General features: G+C 32.9%; 25 protein-coding genes. 15 read left to right on the top strand and 10 right to left on the bottom strand.

The window, feature by feature from the left end:
* Window positions 1-62: 62 nt before the first annotated feature.
* Window positions 63-1,529: an N-acetylglucosamine-specific PTS transporter subunit IIBC gene (gene nagE, locus HMPREF3247_RS06865; protein ID WP_000276367.1), complete on the top strand. Its 1,467-nt coding sequence runs from the start codon at window positions 63-65 to the stop codon at window positions 1,527-1,529.
* A gap of 106 nt (window positions 1,530-1,635) precedes the next feature.
* Window positions 1,636-2,766: an HAD family hydrolase gene (locus tag HMPREF3247_RS06870; RefSeq protein WP_000721707.1), complete on the top strand. Its 1,131-nt coding sequence runs from the start codon at window positions 1,636-1,638 to the stop codon at window positions 2,764-2,766.
* Here HMPREF3247_RS06870 and HMPREF3247_RS06875 read toward each other — a convergent pair.
* The 4 genes from HMPREF3247_RS06875 to HMPREF3247_RS06890 form a co-directional block, all read right to left on the bottom strand.
* Window positions 2,727-2,822, bottom strand: coding sequence for a hypothetical protein (locus HMPREF3247_RS06875; RefSeq protein WP_031789489.1), 96 nt, complete (start codon window positions 2,820-2,822; stop codon window positions 2,727-2,729). The two genes, HMPREF3247_RS06870 and HMPREF3247_RS06875, sit on opposite strands and share 40 nt — an antisense overlap.
* A 93-nt stretch (window positions 2,823-2,915) precedes the next feature.
* Complete coding sequence (gene serA / locus HMPREF3247_RS06880; protein WP_000808850.1) at window positions 2,916-4,520, bottom strand: phosphoglycerate dehydrogenase; 1,605 nt, start codon at window positions 4,518-4,520, stop codon at window positions 2,916-2,918.
* On the bottom strand, window positions 4,507-5,667 hold the full coding sequence (locus HMPREF3247_RS06885) for a pyridoxal-phosphate-dependent aminotransferase family protein (RefSeq protein ID WP_070866215.1): 1,161 nt from the start codon (window positions 5,665-5,667) through the stop codon (window positions 4,507-4,509). The genes serA and HMPREF3247_RS06885 overlap by 14 nt, the downstream gene beginning before the upstream one ends.
* Window positions 5,668-5,780: 113 nt before the next feature.
* On the bottom strand, window positions 5,781-6,227 hold the full coding sequence (locus tag HMPREF3247_RS06890; protein ID WP_000553929.1) for an OsmC family protein: 447 nt from the start codon (window positions 6,225-6,227) through the stop codon (window positions 5,781-5,783).
* Window positions 6,228-6,306: 79 nt separating this feature from the next.
* Between HMPREF3247_RS06890 and HMPREF3247_RS06895 the strand changes: the two genes are divergently transcribed.
* Entirely contained in the window at window positions 6,307-7,050 is a 744-nt protein-coding gene (locus HMPREF3247_RS06895) for a glycerophosphodiester phosphodiesterase (RefSeq protein ID WP_000174286.1), read from the top strand.
* 215 nt (window positions 7,051-7,265) lie between these two features.
* Here the strand turns inward: HMPREF3247_RS06895 and rpsD are convergent, their stop codons facing one another.
* On the bottom strand, window positions 7,266-7,868 hold the full coding sequence (gene rpsD / locus HMPREF3247_RS06905) for a 30S ribosomal protein S4 (protein WP_000090512.1): 603 nt from the start codon (window positions 7,866-7,868) through the stop codon (window positions 7,266-7,268).
* Window positions 7,869-8,111: 243 nt separating this feature from the next.
* Window positions 8,112-8,576 carry a GAF domain-containing protein gene (locus HMPREF3247_RS06910; protein WP_000207853.1) on the bottom strand — a complete coding sequence of 155 codons (465 nt, stop codon included), beginning with the start codon at window positions 8,574-8,576 and terminating at the stop codon, window positions 8,112-8,114.
* A gap of 136 nt (window positions 8,577-8,712) precedes the next feature.
* On the opposite strand from HMPREF3247_RS06910, the gene ezrA reads away from it, so the two are divergent.
* The gene (ezrA, locus tag HMPREF3247_RS06915; RefSeq protein ID WP_000244865.1) at window positions 8,713-10,407 is read left to right on the top strand and encodes a septation ring formation regulator EzrA; all 1,695 of its coding nucleotides are present in this window, start codon (window positions 8,713-8,715) and stop codon (window positions 10,405-10,407) included.
* A gap of 73 nt (window positions 10,408-10,480) precedes the next feature.
* Here the strand turns inward: ezrA and HMPREF3247_RS06920 are convergent, their stop codons facing one another.
* Window positions 10,481-10,624 (bottom strand): hypothetical protein, encoded by a 144-nt coding sequence (locus HMPREF3247_RS06920; RefSeq protein WP_031866186.1) that lies wholly within the window; start codon window positions 10,622-10,624, stop codon window positions 10,481-10,483.
* Between the two features lie 144 nt (window positions 10,625-10,768).
* On the opposite strand from HMPREF3247_RS06920, the gene HMPREF3247_RS06925 reads away from it, so the two are divergent.
* The 6 genes from HMPREF3247_RS06925 (at window position 10,769) to HMPREF3247_RS06950 (ending at window position 16,906) form a co-directional block, all read left to right on the top strand.
* On the top strand, window positions 10,769-11,917 hold the full coding sequence (locus tag HMPREF3247_RS06925; RefSeq protein ID WP_072398148.1) for a cysteine desulfurase family protein: 1,149 nt from the start codon (window positions 10,769-10,771) through the stop codon (window positions 11,915-11,917).
* A complete protein-coding gene (gene thiI / locus HMPREF3247_RS06930; RefSeq protein ID WP_000872670.1) occupies window positions 11,917-13,140 on the top strand; it encodes a tRNA uracil 4-sulfurtransferase ThiI in 1,224 nt (407 codons plus the stop codon). The genes HMPREF3247_RS06925 and thiI overlap by 1 nt, the downstream gene beginning before the upstream one ends.
* Before the next feature lie 43 nt (window positions 13,141-13,183).
* A complete protein-coding gene (locus HMPREF3247_RS06935; RefSeq protein ID WP_000365319.1) occupies window positions 13,184-13,954 on the top strand; it encodes a sulfite exporter TauE/SafE family protein in 771 nt (256 codons plus the stop codon).
* 97 nt (window positions 13,955-14,051) lie between these two features.
* A complete protein-coding gene (gene tpx, locus HMPREF3247_RS06940; RefSeq protein ID WP_000136253.1) occupies window positions 14,052-14,546 on the top strand; it encodes a thiol peroxidase in 495 nt (164 codons plus the stop codon).
* A gap of 122 nt (window positions 14,547-14,668) precedes the next feature.
* Window positions 14,669-15,616, top strand: a complete 948-nt coding sequence (locus HMPREF3247_RS06945) for a class I SAM-dependent methyltransferase (protein WP_000840582.1) — start codon at window positions 14,669-14,671, stop codon at window positions 15,614-15,616.
* Between the two features lie 87 nt (window positions 15,617-15,703).
* Window positions 15,704-16,906, top strand: a complete 1,203-nt coding sequence (locus HMPREF3247_RS06950) for an acetate kinase (RefSeq protein ID WP_000040063.1) — start codon at window positions 15,704-15,706, stop codon at window positions 16,904-16,906.
* A 245-nt stretch (window positions 16,907-17,151) separates the two neighbouring features.
* Here the strand turns inward: HMPREF3247_RS06950 and HMPREF3247_RS06955 are convergent, their stop codons facing one another.
* A complete protein-coding gene (locus HMPREF3247_RS06955) occupies window positions 17,152-17,652 on the bottom strand; it encodes a universal stress protein (protein ID WP_000634175.1) in 501 nt (166 codons plus the stop codon).
* Window positions 17,653-17,792: 140 nt separating this feature from the next.
* On the opposite strand from HMPREF3247_RS06955, the gene ald reads away from it, so the two are divergent.
* Both ald and HMPREF3247_RS06965 read left to right on the top strand, forming a co-directional pair.
* Window positions 17,793-18,911, top strand: a complete 1,119-nt coding sequence (ald, locus tag HMPREF3247_RS06960) for an alanine dehydrogenase (RefSeq protein WP_000689999.1) — start codon at window positions 17,793-17,795, stop codon at window positions 18,909-18,911.
* Window positions 18,912-19,034: 123 nt separating this feature from the next.
* Window positions 19,035-19,133, top strand: coding sequence for a hypothetical protein (locus HMPREF3247_RS06965; RefSeq protein ID WP_001789984.1), 99 nt, complete (start codon window positions 19,035-19,037; stop codon window positions 19,131-19,133).
* Window positions 19,134-19,226: 93 nt separating this feature from the next.
* Here HMPREF3247_RS06965 and HMPREF3247_RS06970 read toward each other — a convergent pair whose 3' ends face one another.
* Complete coding sequence (locus HMPREF3247_RS06970; protein WP_000161675.1) at window positions 19,227-20,282, bottom strand: M24 family metallopeptidase; 1,056 nt, start codon at window positions 20,280-20,282, stop codon at window positions 19,227-19,229.
* Between the two features lie 174 nt (window positions 20,283-20,456).
* Between HMPREF3247_RS06970 and HMPREF3247_RS06975 the strand changes: the two genes are divergently transcribed.
* Window positions 20,457-21,146 (top strand): metal-dependent hydrolase, encoded by a 690-nt coding sequence (locus HMPREF3247_RS06975; protein WP_000777188.1) that lies wholly within the window; start codon window positions 20,457-20,459, stop codon window positions 21,144-21,146.
* Window positions 21,147-21,450: 304 nt separating this feature from the next.
* Here the strand turns inward: HMPREF3247_RS06975 and HMPREF3247_RS06980 are convergent, their stop codons facing one another.
* Entirely contained in the window at window positions 21,451-21,864 is a 414-nt protein-coding gene (locus HMPREF3247_RS06980; RefSeq protein WP_000277602.1) for a universal stress protein, read from the bottom strand.
* Between the two features lie 204 nt (window positions 21,865-22,068).
* On the opposite strand from HMPREF3247_RS06980, the gene HMPREF3247_RS06985 reads away from it, so the two are divergent.
* Window positions 22,069-23,367: a CBS domain-containing protein gene (locus HMPREF3247_RS06985; protein ID WP_000160435.1), complete on the top strand. Its 1,299-nt coding sequence runs from the start codon at window positions 22,069-22,071 to the stop codon at window positions 23,365-23,367.
* A gap of 260 nt (window positions 23,368-23,627) precedes the next feature.
* Window positions 23,628-24,569, top strand: coding sequence for a pApA hydrolase Pde2 (gene pde2 / locus HMPREF3247_RS06990; protein WP_000626069.1), 942 nt, complete (start codon window positions 23,628-23,630; stop codon window positions 24,567-24,569).
* Window positions 24,570-24,583: the final 14 nt, after the last annotated feature.

Below are 24,583 nucleotides of genomic sequence, written 5' to 3' on the forward strand. Positions count from 1 at the left end.
GTTATTCTAGTTACATTAGTAATCTTTATATTTCTACCTTATTTTAAGAAGGATGACATTCAATGTATAAATTTTTCCAAAATTTAGGGCGTTCGTTAATGTTACCAGTTGCCATTTTACCGGCTGCAGCAATTATTGCCGGAATTGGTAATACGTTAAATGCACTTCATGCGACGCCGAAAATCGCAATGTTCTTTACTACGGTAGGTACTACGATTTTAGAGCAATTAGGTATTTTATTTGCAATTGGTGTAGCTATAGGAATGGCAAAGAAAAATGATGGTGCAGTCGCGCTTGCAGCTACGTTAGGATATTTTTTAGTTACAGTTGTATTATCACCAATGAAATTAGCGCCTTTATTAGGAATGAAAGCTTCGGAAATAAATTCAGCTTTTGAAAAGATGAATAATGGCAATGTCTTTGTTGGTATTGTAATAGGTTTAATAGCAGCTTATGCATACAATAAGTTTAGTGAAACAGAATTACCATTAGCATTATCATTTTTTAGTGGTAAACGTCTAGTTCCAATTATGACTGCATTTTACTGTACATTTTTAGTTGTCATATTGTTATTCTTATGGCCACTACTTTATTCATGGATTGTAAAATTTGGTGAATCTATAGTTGGTTTAGGATCGTTTGGTGCTTTCATATATGGTGTTGCTAACAGACTATTAATTCCTACAGGATTACATCATGCACTGAATAGTGTGTTCTGGTTTGATACGATTGGTATTAATGATATTGGTAAATTCCAAAGTGGCAAAGATGCTATAAAAGGTATTACAGGACGCTATCAAGCGGGATTCTTCCCAATCATGATGTTCGGTATTCCAGCGGCTGCGTTAGCAATGTATCATACAGCTAAAACGACTCAGAAAAAACAAGTTTACGGTTGGTTCCTAGCGAGTTCAGTTGCAGCATTTTTCGTTGGTGTTACAGAGCCGATTGAGTTTGCATTTATGTTTGTTGCGCCAATCTTATATGTTGTTCATGCGTTATTAACAGGATTATCTTTATTTATCGCAGCTACATTCCATTGGACAGCTGGATTTTCATTTAGTGCAGGTTTGATAGATTATGTGTTATCACTAATTAATCCGGTATCAAATCATCCATTGATGTTGCTTGTTCAAGGTGTTGTATTTTTCATCTTATACTATGTGATTTTCCGTGTAGTAATCCAAGTATTTAACTTGAATACGATTGGTAGAGGTGAAAATGAATTAGTTGATCCAACAGTTGTAAAAGATAATATTGCTCCTGGTGAAAATGATATTAAACAAAGTAAATATCATCAACATGCTATACAAATATTAGAAGGTTTAGGTGGTCAAGAGAATATTGTTAATTTAACTAATTGTGCAACAAGGTTGCGTCTAGAGTTAAAAGACACATCTATTATTGATCAACAGAAGATTAAAAACGCCGGTGCAGTTGGTGTTACTGTTAATGGTAAACATTCAACTCAAGTTATTGTCGGTACACACGTACAGCAGGTTGCTGATGAAATTGAAAAACATTTATAAAATTTAAACAGCTAAAGCGCAAATCCAACTTCAATAGGGTTTGCGCTTTTTTTAGTCAAATAGTAGAATGATTTATATCTGAATTTTCAGAAATGGAGTGGGGATTGTGAAGAAAATTTTATTTGATGTTGATGGCGTTTTTTTAAGTGAAGAACGTTGTTTCGATGTCTCTGCATTAACGGTATATGAATTATTAATGGATAAGTGTTATTTAGGTCTTCATTCACATATAGATTGGGAAACTTTGACTGATAACGATATACAAGACATTAGGAATCGAATTTTTCAAAAAGATAAGATTTTAAACAAATTAAAATCGCTAGGGCTAAATTCAAATTGGGATATGTTATTTATCGTTTTTAGTATTCATTTAATTGATATTTTGAAAAAGTTATCACATGATGAAATTGAGGCATTCATGTATCAAGATGAGCCTGTCGAATTGAAGTTGCAAAATATAAGCACAAACTTAGCAGACTGTTTTAATTTAAATGAACAACTACCTTTACAATTTTTGGATAATGTAAAAGTTGGTAAAAATAATATTTATGCTGCTTTGGAAGAGTTTGCAACAACAGAGTTACATGTTTCGGATGCTACTTTATTTAGTTTGAAGGGTGCATTATGGACGTTAGCGCAAGAAGTTTATCAAGAATGGTATTTAGGATCGAAGTTGTATGAAGATGTTGAAAAGAAAATAGCACGAACTACTTTTAAGACAGGTTATATTTATCAAGAAATTATTTTGAGACCAGTAGATGAAGTTAAGGTACTTCTGAATGATTTAAAAGGTGCTGGTTTCGAATTAGGTATTGCAACAGGTCGTCCTTATACTGAGACTGTTGTGCCATTTGAAAATTTAGGATTGTTACCATATTTTGAAGCTGATTTTATTGCAACAGCAAGTGATGTTTTAGAAGCAGAGAATATGTATCCGCAAGCACGACCATTAGGAAAGCCGAATCCTTTTAGTTATATCGCAGCTTTATATGGTAATAATCGCGATAAATATGAATCTTATATCAATAAGCAAGATAACATTGTAAATAAAGATGACGTATTTATAGTAGGCGATTCGTTAGCTGACTTATTAAGTGCTCAAAAAATAGGTGCAACGTTTATTGGAACATTAACAGGTTTAAAAGGTAAGGATGCTGCAGGTGAGTTAGAAGCGCATCATGCCGACTATGTTATTAATCATTTAGGTGAACTTAGAGGTGTACTAGATAATTTGTAATTTGATTGTTGTTTGACAGCACAACTTGAAGTGAATGATTGAACCAAAGGTTTCATATTGAGTTACAATGAAATTAATAATGAAAAAATGCCAAGAAGCAATGGAAGTAATCCAATGTCTTCTTGGCATTTTGAATTTACATAAATTGTTTATGACTGTACCGTCAATTCAGTTGTGAAAATTTGATTGTATTCACCAACTTGTTTAAGTTCATCAATTATATTGTTTGAAACAGGTTGATCAACGGATAAAATCATTAGCGCATCTCCGCCCGCTTCAGTTCTACCTAAAGTCATAGATGCAATGTTGATATTGTATTTACCTAACAATGCGCCAGTTTTTCCTACCATACCTGGAGTATCATTATGATATGACACAATTTGATATTGATTTGGCTTTAAGTCTACAGAAAAATTATTAATTCTAACAATTCTTGGACCGAAACCTGTAAAGACAGAAGCGCCAACTTTAACGGAATCGCTATCGTTTGATAGTTCTACCTCTAAGTAGTTACTAAAACCTGTCTCTGCTTTATTATTTTCAATATTTAATGTCACTTGTTGTTGATTTAACAACATTAGAGCATTGATAATATTGACTTCAGGACCAAGATCATCTTTTAAAATATGAGTAATAATTGTACGTGTTAATAAACTACTATCAATAGAGGCTAAGTCGCCACCGTACGTAATTTTAATAGAGCTTGGTGCATTGTACATTAATTGAATAGCTAATTCACCAACTGTTTGGCTTAAATTGATGAATGATTTTACAGTATCATCTATATTGCTTAAGTCCATTTTAGGTGCATTCACTGCATGCGTTACAGTACCATCAATTAAAATTTCGATGATTTCATTTGAAACAGAAATTGCCACTTTTTCTTGAGCTTCGACTGTTGAAGCACCCAAATGAGGTGTAACAATAATTTTATCATGTGCAACAAGAGGCGAGTCAGTTGCAGGTTCATGTTCAAACACATCGATAGCTGCCCGACTAATTTGTCCTTCGTCTAATGCTTTTATTAGCGCCTTTTCATCAATAATACCACCACGTGCCACATTGATTATTTGCAAACTAGGTTTTGCTTTGGCAAAAAAGTCAGCATTAATTAAGCCTTTTGTTTTAGGTGTTAGTGGTGTATGTAATGTAACGAAATCAGAATGTTGGGCAATCTCATCAACTGTTGCCTTCGTAATGCTTAAAGATTTTGCTTTTTCATCCGTTAAGTAAGGGTCAAAAGCTAGTATTTTCATTCCGAAACTTTGCGCACGTTTAGCAACACCTAAACCAATTCTACCAGCACCAATGACACCTAATGTTTTATGATAAAGCTCAGTACCTTTAAATGCATTTCGATTCCATTCTTTATTTGTAAGTGATTGGTGTGCTTGCGGAATATTTCGTGCCATTGATAATAACATTGCCAGTGTATGTTCAGTAGCTGAAATCGTATTACCATCTGGGGCATTAATAACTAAAATACCTTTTAATGTTGCAGCATTAATATTAATATTATCTACACCAACACCGGCGCGTGCGATTACTTTTAAAGAATCAGCAGCATTTATGATATTTTCAGTAACCGTAGTTTGACTACGAACGATTAAAGCATGGTATGAAGGTATAATTTTGATTAATGCTTCTTCGGACAAGCCAGTTTGAATATCTACATTGAATTGTTCGTGATCTAATAATGCTTTGATACCATCTTTTGATATGGGATCTGCAACGAGTACATTAAATTGCTTCATGAATAACCTCCATATATTTTGATATACCTTTACCGATATAGTTAACTTTACGGTGTTCAGTTAAAATAATTTCTAAAGCAGATACTACCGATAAAATATCGAAAGGACTAATTTTCCCCATATGACCAATTCTTAAAATTTGACCTTTAAGATGGCCTTGACCACCAGCAATTGTTATTTTAAACCGATTTTTAAGTTCATCTTTGATTATTTTCACTTCATCATTTGTATTAGGTTTGAATGCTGTAACCGTTGGAGATGCATCTTTATCATTGACTAATAAAGTTAAATCTAATGCTTTTAAGGCGCTTCTTAATGCATTTCTAATTGCATAGTGTCGTGCTATTACGTGATTGAAACCTTCTGCTTTTACGGTTTCAACGTATGCATTTACACCTCTAAATAAAGACACATTTGGTGTGAACGGTGTAGAATTGTCAGCTTGTGACGAAATGTATTTATTTAAGTCTAGATAAAATTTTGGCGTAGTTACTTCTTTGAAACGTTCTTTTGCACGGTGGCTATAAGCTACAAAAGCTAATCCTGGAGGTAACATAATTGCTTTTTGACTACCAGAAACAAGTACATCAATTTTATCTTTGTTAATGTCAACATCAACAGCACCAATGCAACTTACGTCGTCAACTACAAAATAAATATTACTATTAAATTGATTGATGGCATTTCCTAACTCGTGAATAGGGTGTAGCACTGTCGTAGATGTTTCGCAATATTGACTAAATACTGCTTTCACTTCAACATTTAAAGTTGAAAGGAAATTGATGAAATCTTTGACATCTACAGCTTCTCCCCATGTTACGTCATAAATATGCACATTTTTGTAATAAGTTTGTGCAATTTGTTTAAATCGGTTACCAAAGGCACCTGAAACAATGACAACGAAGTGATCTTCAGGGTTTACAATGTTCAACATACTAGCCTCCAAGACGCTTGTACCGCTAGATGTTAAAATAAGTACATCATTTTGACTCCCAAATATTGGCTTTAGACCTTGAAATGCTTGTTGTGCGATGTCTTCAAAATCTTTAGAACGATGACCAACCATAGGTGCTTGAATTTCTCTCATAATGGCATCAGGTACAGGGGTTGGGCCAGGTGTTAATAACAACGGTTGATGATAATACATTTATATGCCTCCTATAAATAAGATTTCACTATTTTAGCAAATTTTCTGAAAATTTAAAAGCCTAAAAAAGTGATAACGCTATATTGTCGAACAAACGTTATCACTTAAAGATTTTATTTGGCCTGAATGATGGGATAAATTTTTATGTCCACATTATTTCTTACAGCATTTGAAATCATGCAATTATTATCTGCAATTGTTATCAATTTTGGTAATCGCTTTTCTAATTGTGCTATTTGATCACTTGGAATTTGAATTTGAGGATGGTGCACAATTTTTGACATACTGAATTTTCCGTTATTTAAACAAGCTGTTCCAATCGATTGTTGTTCAATTGAAATATCTGTGAACTTTGCACGTTCAAGAGTAGCTGCTAATGAGATGATATAACATGATGAAGCGGCTGATACTAACAATTCATCGGGATTTGTTCCTAAACCAACACCACCTAAGGAAGCAGGTATAGAAATATTCTCTGAAAGTATGTCGCCTTGAACGTTTCCGACATTGTTACGACCACCTTGCCAAGAAGTTTGGACTTTAAAGTCATGTTGATGCAATTGCTTTAACCTCCAATATAATTGTGATAGTTTAATTTTAGAATAGTTTATCAAAGTTTAACAGAAAGGTGACTTATCAATGACTCTGAATAAACTGAAAGATGAATTACAAATTGTTTCGCACCGTGGATTGCCGAGTGATTTTCCTGAAAATACAATGGTCGGTTATCGAGAGGTAATGGGGCTCAATGTTGCTATGTTAGAAATAGATGTTCATTTGACCAAAGACCAACATTTTGTTGTGATACATGATGAAACAATTGATAGAACATCGGATGGTAAGGGGCGTATTTCTGATTACACATTATCGCAATTAAAATCATTTGATTTTGGTAGTTATAAAGATGTTGCTTTTAAGGGAGAACGAATACCCACGTTAGATGAAGTACTTTCATTATGCTTAAAGTATGATAAAAAGCTATTGATTGAATTGAAAAGTCCGAATTTATATCCAGAAATAGAATGTAAATTGCTGGCATTTTTGGAAGAAAAGAAAGTCGATGCGACACAAGTAGTTATACAATCTTTTGATATCGAATGCATCGAAAAGTTAAACACATTGGGCAGTATATATGAATTAGGTGTGCTTTGTAGTAAACGTAATTATTGGTATAAAAAGCCAAACTTTTCAAGAATTGCTCAAATTGCTAGTTATGTTAATCCTAATTATGCATTAGTGACCAGAAAATTTGTTGATAAAGCACATCATCATCAATTACAGGTTATGCCATACACAGTTAGTAAATTGAAAACTGGAGAAAAATTAAGACAAATGGGTGTAGATGGATTAATTACAGATAATCCGAAATTATTTATTAAGTGAGACGATGAATGGTAATTTGATAGAGGGATGAGGATTCGTATATCGCAATTGATAATTTTAAAAACTAATGATGAAATACTAAAGATAATTAAACAAATAAGACTTGTAAATTCTAAGTTGATTGTAAAATAGGGTAGCTCCATATAATTTTGAATCTATCATTTTTAAATTAATAAAAAAAACACCCACAATTGTGGGTGTTTGTATTGAACGTATTATCTTGAGTAGTACTCAACGATTAATTGTTCGTTAATTTCAGCAGGTAATTCGCTACGTTCTGGTAAACGTACGAAAGTACCAGTTAAGCTGTCAGCATCAAAGTTTAAGTACTCAGGTACGAAATTGTTGATTTCAACTGATTCAACGATGATGTTTAATTTTTGAGATTTTTCACGAACTGAAATTGTTTGACCAGGTTTAACAGAATAAGATGGAATATCAACACGTTTACCATCTACTAAGATATGACCGTGGTTAACTAATTGACGTGCTTGACGACGAGTACGAGCTAAACCTAATGAATAAACAACAGCGTCTAAACGACTTGCTAATAAGATCATGAAGTTTTCACCGTGTACACCGAATTTTTTACCAGCGATGTCAAATGTGTTACGGAATTGTCTTTCAGTCATTCCATATAAGTAACGTAATTTTTGTTTTTCACGTAATTGTAAACCATATTCTGATAATTTTTTACGTTGGTTTGGACCATGTTGTCCTGGTGCGTAAGGACGTTTTTCTAATTCTTTACCAGTACCGCTTAAAGAGATACCTAAACGACGAGATTTTTTCCAGTTTGAACCTCTGAATCGAGCCATAATAAGACTCCTCCTTTAATTCTTTTTTGTTGTTATGAATAAACAAAAAAGAGTGTTGCATGCTTACTAAGATATATTGTTTTATGTGTCTTCACCTTATAGCGACAGTTACGTGACACGTCCGCATTGGGAACAACATAGCGCTCAATAATATACAACTGCTACTTTCGTTAATTCACACAAAGATTATTGTAACATTTTCCTGCTAACTGTCAACACTTTATTGAAAATGCTGATGTCCTTTTATGCGAGTTGCTTTTCAATAATTTTAACAATTGCTTCAAGTTGTTCTTTGTCATTGTCATCAAATCGATCCGTTATAGGGGCATCGATATCTAAGACGCCGATAATTTTATCATCTTTGAAAATTGGAACGACAATCTCAGACTTACTATTAGCATCACAAGCGATATGTCCTTCGAATTGATGGACATCAGCTACAACTTGTGTACGACGTTCTGAAACGGCTGTACCACATACACCTTTTCCAATTGGAATGTGGACACAAGCGGGGTGCCCTTGGAAAGGTCCAAGTATAAGTTCATTTTGTTCCAATAAGTAAAAGCCGACCCAATTAATTTGATTTAGATTATCATTTAATAAGGCAGACATATTACTTAAAATAGCAATCATATGATGTTCATCTTCAATAAGGCTTGCTGCTTGTTTCTTTAATAATGTGTAGTTTGTTGGGTTAATTGTTGTCATATTTAAAACCTCTTATTTTCATAGATTTTATAATAGTATAGAATTTCGAAAATATTATGGCAATAAATTCATTTTATAATTTATCCTTAAGCAAAATTACGTTATAATAGTAATGATAAATTAGGAGGAGAAGCATATGGTGTTATATATCATTTTGGCAATAATTGTGATTATATTGATTGCTGTAGGTGTATTATTCTATTTACGTTCAAATAAACGACAAATTATTGAAAAAGCAATCGAACGTAAAAATGAAATTGAGACGTTACCTTTTGATCAAAACCTTGCACAATTATCTAAGTTGAATTTAAAAGGTGAAACAAAAACGAAATACGATGCAATGAAAAAGGACAACGTAGAAAGTACAAATAAGTATCTAGCTCCTGTGGAAGAAAAAATCCATAATGCTGAGGCTTTATTAGATAAATTTAGTTTCAACGCATCTCAAAGTGAAATTGATGATGCAAATGAGTTGATGGATAGTTACGAACAAAGCTATCAGCAACAATTAGAAGATGTAAATGAAATTATTGCGTTATACAAAGATAATGATGAATTATATGACAAATGTAAGGTTGATTATCGTGAAATGAAACGTGATGTTTTAGCAAATCGTCATCAATTTGGTGAGGCAGCAAGTCTACTTGAAACTGAAATTGAAAAGTTTGAGCCAAGGTTAGAGCAATATGAAGTACTAAAAGCTGATGGTAATTATGTACAAGCGCACAACCATATAGCTGCCTTGAATGAACAAATGAAACAGCTAAGATCTTATATGGAAGAAATACCAGAATTAATTAGAGAAACTCAAAAAGAATTACCTGGTCAATTCCAAGATTTAAAATATGGTTGCCGTGATCTTAAAGTTGAAGGGTATGATCTGGATCACGTAAAAGTAGACAGTACATTACAAAGCTTAAAAACAGAGCTTAGTTTCGTTGAACCATTAATTAGCCGCTTAGAATTAGAAGAAGCTAATGATAAACTAGCTAATATCAATGATAAGTTAGATGACATGTATGATTTAATTGAACATGAAGTTAAAGCTAAAAATGATGTCGAAGAAACAAAAGATATCATTACGGATAACTTATTCAAAGCTAAAGACATGAATTATACATTGCAAACAGAAATTGAATATGTACGTGAAAACTACTATATAAATGAATCTGATGCTCAAAGTGTTCGTCAATTTGAAAATGAAATTCAAAGTTTAATTTCTGTATATGATGATATTTTAAAAGAAATGTCTAAATCTGCTGTGCGATATAGCGAGGTTCAGGATAATTTACAATATTTAGAAGATCATGTCACAGTTATTAATGACAAACAAGAAAAGCTACAAAATCATCTGATTCAATTGCGTGAAGATGAAGCAGAAGCAGAAGACAATCTGCTACGAGTACAATCGAAGAAAGAAGAAGTGTATCGTCGATTACTTGCTTCTAACCTAACAAGCGTTCCTGAAAGGTTTATCATCATGAAAAATGAAATTGATCATGAAGTTCGTGATGTTAACGAACAATTTAGTGAACGTCCAATACACGTTAAACAGTTAAAAGATAAAGTGTCTAAAATTGTGATTCAAATGAATACATTTGAAGATGAAGCAAATGATGTTCTTGTTAATGCTGTTTATGCAGAGAAATTAATTCAATATGGAAATAGATATCGTAAGGACTATAGCAATGTTGATAAGAGCTTAAATGAAGCTGAACGATTATTTAAAAATAATCGCTATAAGCGTGCGATTGAAATTGCAGAGCAAGCTCTTGAAAGTGTTGAGCCAGGTGTCACTAAACATATTGAAGAAGAAGTTATTAAGCAATAGAAACTAGTATGTAGTTATACTTAAATAATATGAGCACTCTGTCAAATTGGACTGATGAGTTTAATAATTGAAGTTAGCCAACGATACGTTGTCTAGCTTCTTTTTTATATGGATAAATGAAAGGGACAATAAATATAAATAGCAATTGTTTAAAGATAAACGTAATCAAAAGTGTTGTTTTAATTAATATAAGTAGTGAAAATGCGTCGTTCCACAGCTGTATGCATAGAGTGAAATAGTCTAATTCTTATTTAATAAGTAGAAATAAGATTATTTTGCGCTATAGCCTTTATTTTTTATGTGATAATAGTATAATGCTTGAGTAAAACAATTTTAACGATTGATGATTAATGAAAGAGAAGTGTTTATTTTGATATATCTAGATAATGCGGCAACGACGAAAGCATTTGAAGAAGTGTTAGATACTTATTTAAAAGTAAATCAATCAATGTATTATAATCCGAATAGTCCGCATAAAGCTGGTTTGCAGGCAAATCAATTACTACAACAAGCAAAAGCCCAAATTAATGCAATGATTAATTCAAAAACAAATTATGATGTTGTATTCACTAGTGGTGCAACAGAATCCAATAATCTTGCTTTAAAAGGTATTGCCTATCGTAAATTTGATACAGCTAAGGAAATAATTACATCCGTGTTAGAGCATCCATCCGTATTAGAGGTTGTAAGATATTTGGAAGCACACGAAGGATTTAAAGTTAAATATGTTGATGTAAAGAAAGATGGCAGTATTAACTTAGAACACTTCAAAGAATTAATGTCAGACAAAGTCGGTTTAGTAACATGTATGTATGTAAATAATGTAACAGGACAAATACAGCCTATTCCACAAATGGCTAAAGTTATAAAAAATTATCCTAAGGCACATTTTCATGTAGATGCGGTTCAAGCATTCGGCAAAATTTCAATGGATTTCAATAACGTAGATAGTATTAGTTTAAGTGGACACAAGTTTAATGGTTTAAAAGGCCAAGGCGTCTTACTTGTAAATCACATTCAAAATGTTGAACCAACTGTCCATGGTGGTGGTCAAGAATATGGTGTTAGAAGTGGAACAGTTAATTTGCCAAATGATATTGCAATGGTTAAAGCGATGAAGATAGCTAATGAAAACTTTGAAGCATTGAATGCATTTGTTACTGAGTTAAATAATGACGTCCGTCAATTTTTAAATAAATATCATGGAGTTTATATTAATTCTTCAACTTCAGGTTCACCATTCGTTTTAAATATTAGTTTTCCTGGCGTAAAAGGTGAAGTATTAGTTAATGCTTTTTCAAAATATGACATTATGATATCTACGACGAGTGCTTGTTCATCTAAACGTAATAAATTAAATGAAGTATTGGCTGCAATGGGATTATCAGACAAATCTATTGAAGGTAGTATAAGATTATCATTTGGGGCTACTACAACTAAAGAAGATATAGCAAGGTTTAAAGAAATATTTATCATCATTTATGAGGAAATTAAGGAGTTGCTAAAATAATGAAGTATGATCACTTGCTTGTTAGATACGGGGAGTTAACATTAAAGGGTTCAAATAGAAAAAAATTTGTAAATCAATTAAGAAATAATGTAAATAAGTCATTAAAAGGACTTGATGGGTTTGTCGTTAAAGGCAAACGAGATCGTATGTACATTGAACTTGAAGACCATGCAGATATAAATGAAATAACATATCGATTATCAAAAATTTTCGGTATTAAATCTATTAGTCCAGTATTAAAAGTAGAAAAAACATTAGAGGCAATGAGTGCAGCGGCAATTAAATTTGCGCAGCAATTTGAAGAAAACAGCACATTTAAAATTGATGTGAAGCGTGCCGATAAAAATTTCCCAATGGATACGTATGAATTACAACGTGAATTGGGTGGTACCGTATTGAAACAAATTGAAAATGTTTCTGTTAATGTCAAACGTCCAGATCATGAAATTCGAGTGGAAGTTAGATTAGATGCAATTTATATGTATGAAGAAGTTGTACCGGGTTCAGGCGGATTACCAGTTGGTACTGGTGGTAAGACGTTACTAATGCTTTCAGGCGGTATAGACTCACCAGTTGCTGGGATGGAAGTGATGAGACGTGGCGTAACAATTGAAGCGATTCATTTCCATAGTCCACCATTTACAAGTGATCAAGCAAAAGAAAAAGTTATTGAATTGACACGTATTTTAGCTGAACGTGTTGGACCAATTAAATTGCATATTGTACCATTTACAGAATTGCAAAAACAGGTAAATAAAGTTGTACATCCAAGATATACAATGACTTCAACGAGACGTATGATGATGCGTGTTGCTGATAAATTAGTACATCAAATAGGGGCTTTAGCTATTGTAAATGGTGAAAACCTAGGGCAGGTAGCCAGTCAAACACTTCATAGCATGTATGCAATTAATAATGTAACTTCTACTCCTGTATTACGTCCTTTATTAACTTACGATAAAGAAGAAATTATTAATAAATCGAAAGAAATTGGTACATTTGAAACATCTATTCAACCATTTGAAGATTGTTGTACAATTTTCACCCCTAAAAATCCAGTAACCGAACCAAACTTTGATAAGGTAGTCCAATATGAAAGTGTCTTTGATTTTGAAGAGATGATTAATCGTGCTGTTGAAAATATTGAAACACTTGAAATAACTAGTGATTATAAAACTATTAAAGAACAGCAAACAAACCAATTAATAAACGACTTTTTATAAATAAAATCCTAGAGTAAATTTAAACATAAGGGGATGTTAAACTATGGATTTGAACTTAACGATGATTATAATCATAATTTTATTTGGTTTTATCGCGGCGTTTATAGATTCGGTTGTAGGGGGTGGCGGTTTAATTTCTACGCCAGCATTATTAGCAATCGGTCTACCACCATCTGTGGCTTTAGGTACAAATAAATTGGCAAGTTCATTTGGTTCTTTAACTAGTACGATAAAGTTTATAAGGTCCGGTAAAGTGGACTTATTTGTTGTTGCCAAATTATTTGGTTTTGTATTTTTGGCATCTGCATGTGGCGCATATATTGCAACGATGGTTCCGTCACAAATATTGAAACCTCTAATCATTATTGCACTTTCGTCGGTGTTTATATTCACATTACTTAAAAAAGATTGGGGCAATACACGTACGTATACTCAATTTACATTTAAGAAAGCCATAATGTTTGCAGCACTTTTTATATTAATCGGCTTTTATGATGGATTTGTAGGTGGGGGAACAGGTTCATTTATGCTTTTTGTATTGTTAGTCTTTGGTTTTGATTTTTTAAGTGCAGCAGGAAATGCTAAAGTTTTGAACTTTGCTTCTAATATAGGTGCGCTTGTATTATTTATGGTATTAGGACAAGTAGATTATGTAATAGGTTTAATTATGGCTATAAGTATGATTGCTGGGTCGTATGCTGGGGCTCATTTTGCTATTAAACAAGGTGTTGGTTATGTAAAAGTATTATTTATTATTATTACTGCTATTTTAATTTTAAAAAATGCTTTTGATTATATTCAACAATTTGTATAAAATTAAATTTGCTTTTGATTAAAGCATGAAAATTGTAATCAAACCATAAATTGTCGTATGATGTAGTTAGAATTTTAAAATGCAGGAGGTCAAGTATATGACTGAAATAACATTCAAAGGTGGACCAATCCACTTAAAAGGTCAACAAATTAATGAAGGTGATTTTGCACCTGATTTTACAGTGTTAGATAATGACTTAAATCAAGTAACATTAGCAGATTATGCTGGTAAAAAGAAATTAATTAGTGTGGTACCATCAATTGATACAGGTGTTTGTGATCAGCAGACTCGCAAATTCAACTCTGATGCTTCTAAAGAAGAGGGGATTGTGCTTACAATTTCAGCAGACTTACCATTCGCACAAAAAAGATGGTGCGCTTCAGCAGGTTTAGACAATGTCATTACATTAAGTGACCACCGTGACTTATCATTTGGTGAAAACTATGGCGTTGTTATGGAAGAACTTCGCTTATTAGCTCGTGCAGTATTTGTATTAGATGCAGATAATAAAGTTGTTTATAAAGAAATCGTTAGTGAAGGTACTGATTTCCCAGATTTTGATGCTGCTTTAGCTGCATACAAAAATATTTAATCATTAAAGAGATAAATCTTAAAATGTATACATCGTGTCCATCGTTGTCAACAGCATTAAAATAGAATTGTTTTCTATGATTGCTAAGACCTATGGGCACTTTTTATTGGAGAGGGACGAATATGGCAGAACAACAAACAATTATGGAACGCTTGTTTCATACATTAGATGAAAAAGCTAAAACATTAAATAATGAAAATGGCCAAAGTTTTATTGAAAATCTTGGGCTAGCAATGGAACAAGTATATACCAATGAAAGAGGATTGTTAGAACAATCGACGTTACAAGATCGACGTAAAGCATTCCAATTTGCATATTTAAGTTTAATGCAGGAAGAAAAGATACAAGCAAATCATCAAATTACACCAGATTCAATTGGATTGATACTAGGATTTTTAGTTGAGCGTTTTATGAACAACCAAGAAGAATTACATATTGTTGATATTGCAAGTGGTGCCGGTCATTTAAGTGCTACTGTAAAAGAAGTGTTACCTGAAATTGCGGTTATGCATCATTTAATTGAAGTTGATCCAGTTTTATCACGTGTTAGTGTACATTTAGCAAACTTCTTAGAAATTCCTTTCGATGTGTATCCTCAAGATGCCATCATGCCACTACCATTAGAAGAAGCAGATATCGTTATTGGTGATTTTCCAGTAGGCTATTATCCAATTGATGAAAGAAGTATGGAGTTTAAGCTAGGTTTTGAAGAAGGACATAGTTATTCACATTATTTATTAATAGAACAAGCAATAAATGCATTAAAAGATGCTGGATATGCCTTTCTAGTGGTACCAAGTAATATTTTTACAGGTGAACATGTAAAACAGCTTGAAAAATATATTGCAACAGAGACAGAGATGCAAGCATTTTTAAATTTACCACCAACTTTATTTAAAAATGAAAAAGCGCGAAAATCTATATTAATTTTACAAAAGAAAAAATCGGGTGAAACAAAGCCAGTTGAAGTATTATTGGCAAATATTCCTGATTTCAAAAATCCTTCACAATTTCAAGGATTTATGACAGAGTTAAATCAGTGGATGGACACAAATCGTCCTAAAAAATAATCTGTAATAGTATAGTCATAAAACTGTATGAATGATAAAATGAGAAATGAAATAGTATAAAAAGCAAACGATGGAGGATCATTACTTATGTCAAAATTAATCTTGGCTATCAATGCTGGTAGTTCATCATTAAAATTTCAATTAATTAGAATGCCTGAAGAGGAATTAGTAACAAAAGGTTTAATAGAAAGAATCGGATTGAAGGATTCAATTTTTACAATTGAAGTCAACGGGGAAAAAGTTAAAACAGTACAAGATATCAAGGATCACGTTGAGGCAGTTGATATCATGTTGGATGCTTTTAAAGCGCATAATATTATTAATGATATTAACGATATCGATGGAACAGGTCACCGTGTTGTACATGGTGGTGAAAAATTCCCTGAATCAGTAGCTATTACTGATGAGGTTGAAAAGGAAATTGAAGAATTAAGCGAATTAGCACCGCTTCACAACCCAGCTAACTTGATGGGTATTCGTGCTTTCCGTAAATTATTACCAAATATCCCTCATGTGGCAATTTTTGATACAGCATTCCATCAAACAATGCCTGAAAAAGCATATCTATATAGCTTGCCATATCATTATTATAAAGATTATGGCATTCGTAAGTATGGTTTCCATGGTACAAGCCATAAATTTGTATCACAAAGAGCGGCAGAAATGTTAGATAAGCCAATTGAAGATTTACGTATTATTTCATGTCACATTGGTAATGGAGCATCAATTGCAGCTATCGATGGCGGTAAATCTATTGATACATCAATGGGCTTCACACCACTTGCTGGTGTAACAATGGGTACTCGTTCTGGTAATATTGACCCTGCTTTAATTCCATTTATTATGGAAAAAACAGGTAAAACTGCTGAACAAGTATTGGAAATCTTAAACAAAGAATCAGGTTTATTAGGATTATCAGGTACATCTAGTGATTTACGTGACTTATCAGAAGAAGCTGAATCAGGTAAAGCACGTTCACAAATGGCTTTAGATGTATTTGCTTCTAAAATTCACAAATATATTGGATCATATGCTGCGAGAATGCATGGTGTTGATGTTATCGTATTTACAGCAGGTATCGGTGAAAACTCAGTAGAAATTCGTGCGAAAGTTCTTGAAGGCTTAGAATTTATGGGTGTTTACTGGGATCCTAAGAAAAATGAAAACTTACTACGTGGTAAAGAAGGATTTATTAACTATCCTCATTCACCAGTTAAAGTTGTCGTTATTCCAACAGATGAAGAAAGTATGATTGCCCGTGATGTTATGACATTCGGTGGTTTAAAATAATTTTTAAATAAATATTAAGCGTCTATCTCCGCTACAATTATATGTAGGAGGTAGACGCTTTTTGTATTGTTTGAAAATTAACTAGTGTAATGTCTCTTTTCACGAATATCTTAAAGAATTAAGTAGTCGAAGAAGATTATGAAAACATTATTAAATGAGTTTTATTTATAAACAATAAAAAACCAAGTGCAGAAAGTTGCACTTGGTTCATAATGATCAAGTAGTTATCTAATGATCATCTATATTTAATTTTGATATTTTTCACGTAATTGAGTTGTTGCAACTTGTGGTTGGAAGTCTGCTGGTAACTCTTCAGTACGAACAACTAACACGTCACATGGCGCATGACGAACGATAGATTCTGATACAGAACCAACAATAAATCTTTCCACGGCATTTAAGCCTGATGTACCACTCATAATCAAGTCTGCATTAATTTCATGTGCAAGCTTTTTAGGAATGATAGATTTAGGAGAGCCAAACTCTAGACGCGTTTCTACATCTTTAACACCAGCGTTAGTAGCTACTTCTTTATAACCATTTAATAATTCTTCTGCAAAATGCTTAGATTTTTCAGTAAATTGAGCATCATAAACTTCATAAGAAGAATACGTTCTTGAATCAATTACATTCACAATTGTTAACTTCGCATCGTTACGTTTAGCAACACCAACTGCTCTGTTAAATGCCCATTCCGCTTCATGTGAACCGTCAACTGCGATTAAAATATTTTTGTAAGTAATCATAGTAAGTGCCTCCTTGTTCTTTCTTAATTATATTTTACCACAATTTTCGGAAAAGTCAGTGTAATAACCTTTACAATTTTGTGGATTTTTGATTGCGCTTTCAAAATGTTCGCGTTAAGATGATTATGGAGGTGGATGGTATGAAAATTGGTATACCAAGGGAGATTAAAAATAATGAAAATCGTGTTGGTTTATCACCAAGTGGTGTGCACGCTTTAGTAGAAAGTGGGCATACTGTTTTAGTGGAAACAAATGCGGGTTCAGGATCATTCTTTGAAGATGTAGATTACAAAGAAGCAGGTGCTGAGATTGTTGCTGAACAAGCAAAAGTTTGGGATGTGGATATGGTTATTAAAGTTAAAGAACCACTTGAATCTGAATATCCATATTTTAAAGAAGGGCTTGTATTATTCACTTATCTTCATTTAGCAAATGAAGAAAAATTAACACAAGCTTTGATAGATAGAAAAGTAATTAGTATTGCATATGAGACTGTGCAGTTACCAGACCGATCTTTACCATTGTTATCACCAATGAGTGAGGTAGCAGGAAGAATGTCAGCTCAAGTTGGCGCAGAGTTCCTACAAAAACTTAATGGTGGTATGGGAATTCTACTAGGTGGTGTCCCAGGAGTACCTAAGGGTAAAGTAACTATTATAGGTGGTGGTCAAGCAGGAACAAATGCAGCTAAAATTGCACTAGGACTAGGTGCAGATGTTACGATTTTAGATGTTAATCCAAAGCGTTTACAACAATTAGATGATTTATTCGGTGGACGTGTACATACAATTATGTCAAATCCGTTGAATATTGAGTTGTATGTTAAACAAAGTGATTTAGTAATAGGTGCAGTTTTAATTCCAGGTGCTAAAGCGCCAAGACTTGTAACAGAAGACATGATTAAACAAATGAAAAATGGGTCAGTTATTATTGACATTGCTATTGATCAAGGCGGTATTTTTGAAACAACTGATAAAATTACGACACATGATGATCCTACATATATTAAGCATGGTGTGGTTCATTATGCAGTTGCAAATATGCCAGGTGCAGTACCGCGTACTTCGACGTTAGCTTTAAATAATGCTACGCTACCTTATGCGCTCATGCTAGCTAATAAAGGGTATAGAGAAGCATTTAAATCAAATCAACCATTATCAGTAGGTTTAAATACTTACAAAGGTCATGTAACCAATAAAGGCGTTGCAGAGGCATTTGAAATGGAATATAAATCTGTAGAAGAAGCATTACAATTATAATTTGAATTTAATGAAAAGGGAATGGATTACAGCGTACTAAAGAATGACGTTATCATCTCCTTGGTTATTAAAATTAAATAATGATAAATTAAAGCTAGAAACAATGCGAAGAAATCATCGAACATGAATGATATTGATTTGATTCATTACATGTTACTGATGAACATACCTGCATATGTGTTTCTAGCTTGTTTGTTACATATTGCATTTAGACTTGGATAAAAATTTATGTCTTAGGCGCTACAATGTTATATTGGCAGTGTTTGACTGAATGAGAATGCGCTTGTAACAAGCTTTTCATTTTTATCCCACTCCTTATTTTTCGTAATGTGTTAATACTTCATATCCTTCATTAGTGACAAGTATGTCATCTTCAATTCTTACACCTGCAACACCTGGTACATAAATACCTGGTTCGATTGTAATAACCATGCCAGCTTCTAACAAATTAGAATTAGTACTTGAAACATCTTGATATTCATGTTCTTGTAATCCTAAACCATGACCTAAGCGATGAGGGAAATATTCACCATAACCTTTTTCTGAAATAATATTTCTAGCGATATGATCGATATCTTTTAAAGGTATTCCAGGTTTAATTGCTTGGATTGCAGATGTTTCTGCTTCTAATACAATATTATAAATTTCTTGTGCTTCTTTGCTAGGTTCACCAAATTTAATGGTACGTGTCATATCGCTACAATAATGCTCATAAATTACACCTAAATCAAATAGTACATATTCATTGCTTTTTAATCTGCGATCTCCTGGTGTGCCATGAGGTGATGCGGCATGATCTCCAAATAAAACCATCGTATCAAAACTCATTTCATTGACGCCATATTGTTTGATAGTTTGCTCAATATGGTTGACTACTTCACGTTCAGTCACACCTTCTTTTAAATAAGAAACACCTATTTCGATACACTTATCTGCTAACTCAGCAGCTTTACGTATTTTGCTAATTTCATCTTCGGATTTAATATTTCTCAATTGTTTGATTGTTAAATCAACATCTCCGAATGAATTGACATTGAAACCAGAGGTTAATTGTTTTTGGCGTGCTACTGTTAAGTGCTCGCTTTCAATTAGTAATTTATTGATTGTTTGAGGATAAAGTGAAAAAGGGTTTTCAGTGTCTAAATATCCAACGATTTCACCTGTGAAAGGTGATGCTTTGACTTCTTCGACTTCCATTTTTGGACAAAATAGTACTTGTTTACCATCTTTCTTAATCAATAATGCAAATAATCTTTCATGGGGTTCGCTACGGTATCCAGTAAAATAATATACATTCAACGGTGTTGTAATCCATGCTGCATCAGCTTGTTGATTGTTCAGCTCGTCTATTATTTTTGATATTTTTGTCATTTTATAAACACTCCTCAACATAATATTACTTCCATTTTATGCCAATTATTATTAGATTTCAAAATCGAGCTAATACATTAACTAGATTTTCAATTTTTAAAATTTGAGAATTTGTTATAATTAAGTGGCAAAAGGGTACTAAATTTATATAGCAATTGATAGGAGGATGCTCAAATGAAGTTATCATTTCATGGTCAATCAACGATTTATTTAGAAGGGAACAACAAAAAGGTTATCGTAGATCCGTTTATTTCAAATAACCCTAAGTGTGATTTGAATATTGAAACAGTGCAGGTAGACTATATCGTTTTAACGCACGGTCATTTTGATCATTTTGGTGATGTTGTGGAACTAGCAAAGAAAACAGGAGCAACAGTAATTGGAAGTGCAGAAATGGCTGACTATCTTTCTTCATATCACGGTGTTGAAAATGTTCATGGTATGAATATTGGTGGTAAAGCAAACTTTGATTTCGGAAGCGTTAAATTTGTTCAAGCATTTCATAGTTCAAGTTTTACACATGAAAATGGTATTCCAGTTTATTTAGGTATGCCAATGGGTATCGTGTTTGAAGTTGAAGGAAAAACAATTTATCATACTGGTGATACAGGTCTGTTTAGTGATATGTCACTTATTGCGAAACGTCATCCAGTTGATGTATGTTTTGTACCAATTGGAGATAATTTTACGATGGGTATTGATGATGCAAGTTATGCTATTAATGAATTTATTAAACCAAAAATTTCTGTACCGATTCATTATGATACATTCCCATTAATCGAACAAGATCCACAACAATTTAAAGATGCTGTTAATGTAGGGGACGTGCAAATTTTAAAACCAGGTGAATCTGTTCAGTTTTAAATAGAATATAGATTTTACACTAAAAAACACCTCGCTAATCTATGTGGAAGTTATCGTCTGCATATTTTTAGTGGGTGTTTTTATATTCTACTGATTCAGTTACGACGTGGACGGGGGACATCAGTGGTTCTTTATCATTTCTGACCTACTCTCGTAATTTTAGTTTTATACAATTAGACATTGATTATAAATTTACTACGATATAAAAAATCCAGAACCACAGTCATAATCATTTCTTGTGTTTACTCAGTCGTTTGAGACTGCATCATGATTGAAAGATTATTTGTGATTCTGGATAAAAATTTTATTTAACGATTAATACAGGGATAGTCGCACGTTTTGCTACTTTGTGGCTGACACTTCCAAGTACAAATTTCTTTTTGTCTTCTGCTTTACGGTTACTTAAAACAACAATTTCGTATTTACCGCTATTAGCATGTTTTAATAGTTCTTCTTTTGCATTACCACGAACAATTATTTGGTCATAATCAATACCATAATCTTCTAAAGCTTTGCGTGTTTTTTCCAATCGCTTGCTTCGTTCTTCAGTAAGTTTGTTTAAATGAACACCTGCTTTAATTGATGCTTGAGCATCTTGTTCGCTGATTGCGTTTAAAACTGTTACGACTGTACCTTCGCCAGCTAATTTAGACACTTCTTTTAGTGCTTTTTCATTTTTTAACTGAGTGTCTACACCAAGTAATATATTTTTATACATTAGTACATCCCTCCTCACTTACATTCTAATAAATAATAATGGATTTTTCCATTTAAAATTAAAGATTTTGTGATCTTTGTGTTTGTTGTATATTTTCAAAAAATAAAATAGGTGAAACGATCATTATTTCATTTCACTTCAATGCTTTTTATCCAAAATAAAGTTATAATGTAGTTAATACTGTTCGAAAAGAAGAGGTAAAGAATGACAAAACATGAACAAATTTTAGATTATATTGAATCGTTATCTATAGGCTCTAAAATTTCGGTGCGTAAAATCGCTAAATTTTTAAACGTATCTGAAGGGACAGCATATCGTGCAATTAAAGATGCTGATAAAATGGGCATGGTCGCAACGATAGATCGTGTTGGTACGGTTCGAATCGAAAAACGTAATCGTAATGAAATTGAACATTTAACTTTTAATGAAATTGTCAATATTATTGATGGCCAAGTGTTAGGTGGCAACAAAGGTATCACTAAGATGGTATCTAAATTTGCAATTGGAGCAATGGAACTCAAAGATATTTTAAAGTATATTGGCCCAAAGACATTATTGATTGTCGGAAATCGTGAAGATGTGCAGATTGAAGCTTTAAAAAGAGGTACGGCTATATTAATTACTGGTGGATTTAAGCCATCTAATAAAGTTATTAATTTTGCGAATGAACATGATTTACCTGTTCTATCATCAAGTTATGATACATTTCTAGTTGCAAATATTATCAACAAAGCACTTTTTAATCAGAAAATACGAAAAGATATCTTAATAGTTCAAGATATAATGACGCCATTAGATGATTTATCTGTGCTGTTTGATACGATGAAAATAGCAGATTATAAGCGTATGGCGAATCGAACTGGCCATACAAGATTTCCGGTAGTCAATGAGTCTTATAAATTAGTAGGTATTGTAACAAGTCGAGAGATGATTAATACAAAGGACGACGACGAAATAGATAAAGTGATGACGCGAAATCCTATTTATGTAAATGCTATGAGTACAGTAGCAAGTTGTGCGCATATGATGATTTGGGAAGGTATTGAATTGATTCCTGTCGTTTCGAGTAATAAAAAGACAGTGGGTGTGATTAATAGACAAGATGTTTTAAAGTCTATGCAACTTTTAGGAAGACAGCCTCAGATGGGTGAAACAATTAACGATCAAATCGCCAAATATATAACAATGAATCAAGATGGAATTACAGTAGAAGTTTCACCACTTTTAATCAATCATTACGGAACAGTAAGTAAAGCGGCATTTGTAAGTATTATAGAAGAAACAATACAATATGAAATGCGTAAATTTAAAAAAGGTAATGTCATGATAGAGAACTTAAATATCGTGTATATTAAAACAGTACCTATTGAATCACATATAACAGTGCGCTTTGGCATACTAGACGTCGGAAGAAACTTCGCCAAAATAGAAGTGAACATGCATAGTCAAAACGACAAAGTAGCGAGCGCTCTCGTGATATGCCAAATGTTTGACGAAGTATAGGAACTTAGCAGAGAAAATAGGCATAAGATAGATTTCGCACAAACGTTGGGGCCCCACCCCAACTTGCATTGTTTGTAGAAATTAGGGGTCCAATTTCTCTGTGTTGGGGCCCCTGAACTAAATAGTATGAAAATATATATATCTAAATAATTAAAACGGGCAAATAGTTTAATATGGTAGTAACAATTTTTATAATTTAGATATTTTGATATAGACTAATGCTTAAATTAAGCAACTTTTCTAAAAAAGGGAGTATGAAAATGATTAGTACTTTGAATGAAATTATGAAATGTATCGAAGACAACGATACAATTATTATACACAGACATGTTAGACCAGATCCTGATGCATATGGTTCACAACTTGGTTTAAAATACTATATTCAGCAGAAATTTCCGCAAAAGCAAGTATTTGCAGTGGGTGAAGCGGAATCATCATTAAGTTTTATTGGAGAGTTAGATAACATTGATGATAAAACATATCAAGATGCGCTTGTAATTGTATGTGATACTGCCAATGCTCCACGAATTGACGATGAACGTTATAGTACAGGTCGTAAAATTATTAAAATAGATCATCATCCTGCAGTTGATCAGTATGGTGATATTAATTTAGTTAATACGAACGCGTCATCTACAAGTGAAATCATTTACGATTTAATCTCACATTTTAATGATGAAGCAATTGTTAATAAAGATATCGCGAGCGTTTTATATCTTGGTATCGTCGGTGATACTGGGCGATTCCTTTTTAACAATACCTCAGAACATACTATGGAAATTGCTGGAAAGTTAATTGGGCATGATATTGATCATAATGCGCTTTTAAATAAAATGATGGAGAAGGACCCAAAAATGTTGCCGTTTCAAGGTTATGTTTTACAACATTTCGAACTTATGGATGATGGATTCTGCCAAGTTAAAATAACTGAAGATGTATTGGAGCAATTCGGTATTCAGCCAAATGAAGCATCTCAGTTTGTTAATACAATTGCTGACATCAAAGGCTTGAAAATATGGGTATTTGCAGTCGATGAAGGTAATGAAATCAGATGTCGATTACGTTCTAAAGGGCAATTGATTATTAATGATATTGCGCAAGATTTTGGTGGCGGTGGTCATCCGAATGCGTCAGGAGTTTCAGTGGACAGCTGGGATGAATTTGAGCAACTTGCTACAGCTTTACGCACAAAACTTAACTAATAGAAAGGGGCCAT

This window comes from Staphylococcus sp. HMSC36A10 (genome assembly GCF_001838845.1).
GTDB lineage: Bacteria > Bacillota > Bacilli > Staphylococcales > Staphylococcaceae > Staphylococcus > Staphylococcus aureus.

What these genes read in the sequence shown, in the direction of transcription:
- nagE (WP_000276367.1), top strand. Translation starts at nt 63, where the DNA reads ATGTATAAATTTTTCCAAAATTTAGGGCGTTCGTTAATGTTACCAGTT.
- HMPREF3247_RS06875 (WP_031789489.1), bottom strand. Translation starts at nt 2,822, where the DNA reads ATGAAACCTTTGGTTCAATCATTCACTTCAAGTTGTGCTGTCAAACAA.
- serA (WP_000808850.1), bottom strand. Translation starts at nt 4,520, where the DNA reads ATGAAGCAATTTAATGTACTCGTTGCAGATCCCATATCAAAAGATGGT.
- HMPREF3247_RS06885 (WP_070866215.1), bottom strand. Translation starts at nt 5,667, where the DNA reads ATGTATTATCATCAACCGTTGTTATTAACACCTGGCCCAACCCCTGTA.
- HMPREF3247_RS06895 (WP_000174286.1), top strand. Translation starts at nt 6,307, where the DNA reads ATGACTCTGAATAAACTGAAAGATGAATTACAAATTGTTTCGCACCGT.
- rpsD (WP_000090512.1), bottom strand. Translation starts at nt 7,868, where the DNA reads ATGGCTCGATTCAGAGGTTCAAACTGGAAAAAATCTCGTCGTTTAGGT.
- HMPREF3247_RS06910 (WP_000207853.1), bottom strand. Translation starts at nt 8,576, where the DNA reads ATGACAACAATTAACCCAACAAACTACACATTATTAAAGAAACAAGCA.
- ezrA (WP_000244865.1), top strand. Translation starts at nt 8,713, where the DNA reads ATGGTGTTATATATCATTTTGGCAATAATTGTGATTATATTGATTGCT.
- thiI (WP_000872670.1), top strand. Translation starts at nt 11,917, where the DNA reads ATGAAGTATGATCACTTGCTTGTTAGATACGGGGAGTTAACATTAAAG.
- HMPREF3247_RS06935 (WP_000365319.1), top strand. Translation starts at nt 13,184, where the DNA reads ATGGATTTGAACTTAACGATGATTATAATCATAATTTTATTTGGTTTT.
- tpx (WP_000136253.1), top strand. Translation starts at nt 14,052, where the DNA reads ATGACTGAAATAACATTCAAAGGTGGACCAATCCACTTAAAAGGTCAA.
- HMPREF3247_RS06945 (WP_000840582.1), top strand. Translation starts at nt 14,669, where the DNA reads ATGGCAGAACAACAAACAATTATGGAACGCTTGTTTCATACATTAGAT.
- HMPREF3247_RS06950 (WP_000040063.1), top strand. Translation starts at nt 15,704, where the DNA reads ATGTCAAAATTAATCTTGGCTATCAATGCTGGTAGTTCATCATTAAAA.
- HMPREF3247_RS06955 (WP_000634175.1), bottom strand. Translation starts at nt 17,652, where the DNA reads ATGATTACTTACAAAAATATTTTAATCGCAGTTGACGGTTCACATGAA.
- ald (WP_000689999.1), top strand. Translation starts at nt 17,793, where the DNA reads ATGAAAATTGGTATACCAAGGGAGATTAAAAATAATGAAAATCGTGTT.
- HMPREF3247_RS06965 (WP_001789984.1), top strand. Translation starts at nt 19,035, where the DNA reads ATGAATGATATTGATTTGATTCATTACATGTTACTGATGAACATACCT.
- HMPREF3247_RS06970 (WP_000161675.1), bottom strand. Translation starts at nt 20,282, where the DNA reads ATGACAAAAATATCAAAAATAATAGACGAGCTGAACAATCAACAAGCT.
- HMPREF3247_RS06975 (WP_000777188.1), top strand. Translation starts at nt 20,457, where the DNA reads ATGAAGTTATCATTTCATGGTCAATCAACGATTTATTTAGAAGGGAAC.
- HMPREF3247_RS06980 (WP_000277602.1), bottom strand. Translation starts at nt 21,864, where the DNA reads ATGTATAAAAATATATTACTTGGTGTAGACACTCAGTTAAAAAATGAA.
- HMPREF3247_RS06985 (WP_000160435.1), top strand. Translation starts at nt 22,069, where the DNA reads ATGACAAAACATGAACAAATTTTAGATTATATTGAATCGTTATCTATA.
- pde2 (WP_000626069.1), top strand. Translation starts at nt 23,628, where the DNA reads ATGATTAGTACTTTGAATGAAATTATGAAATGTATCGAAGACAACGAT.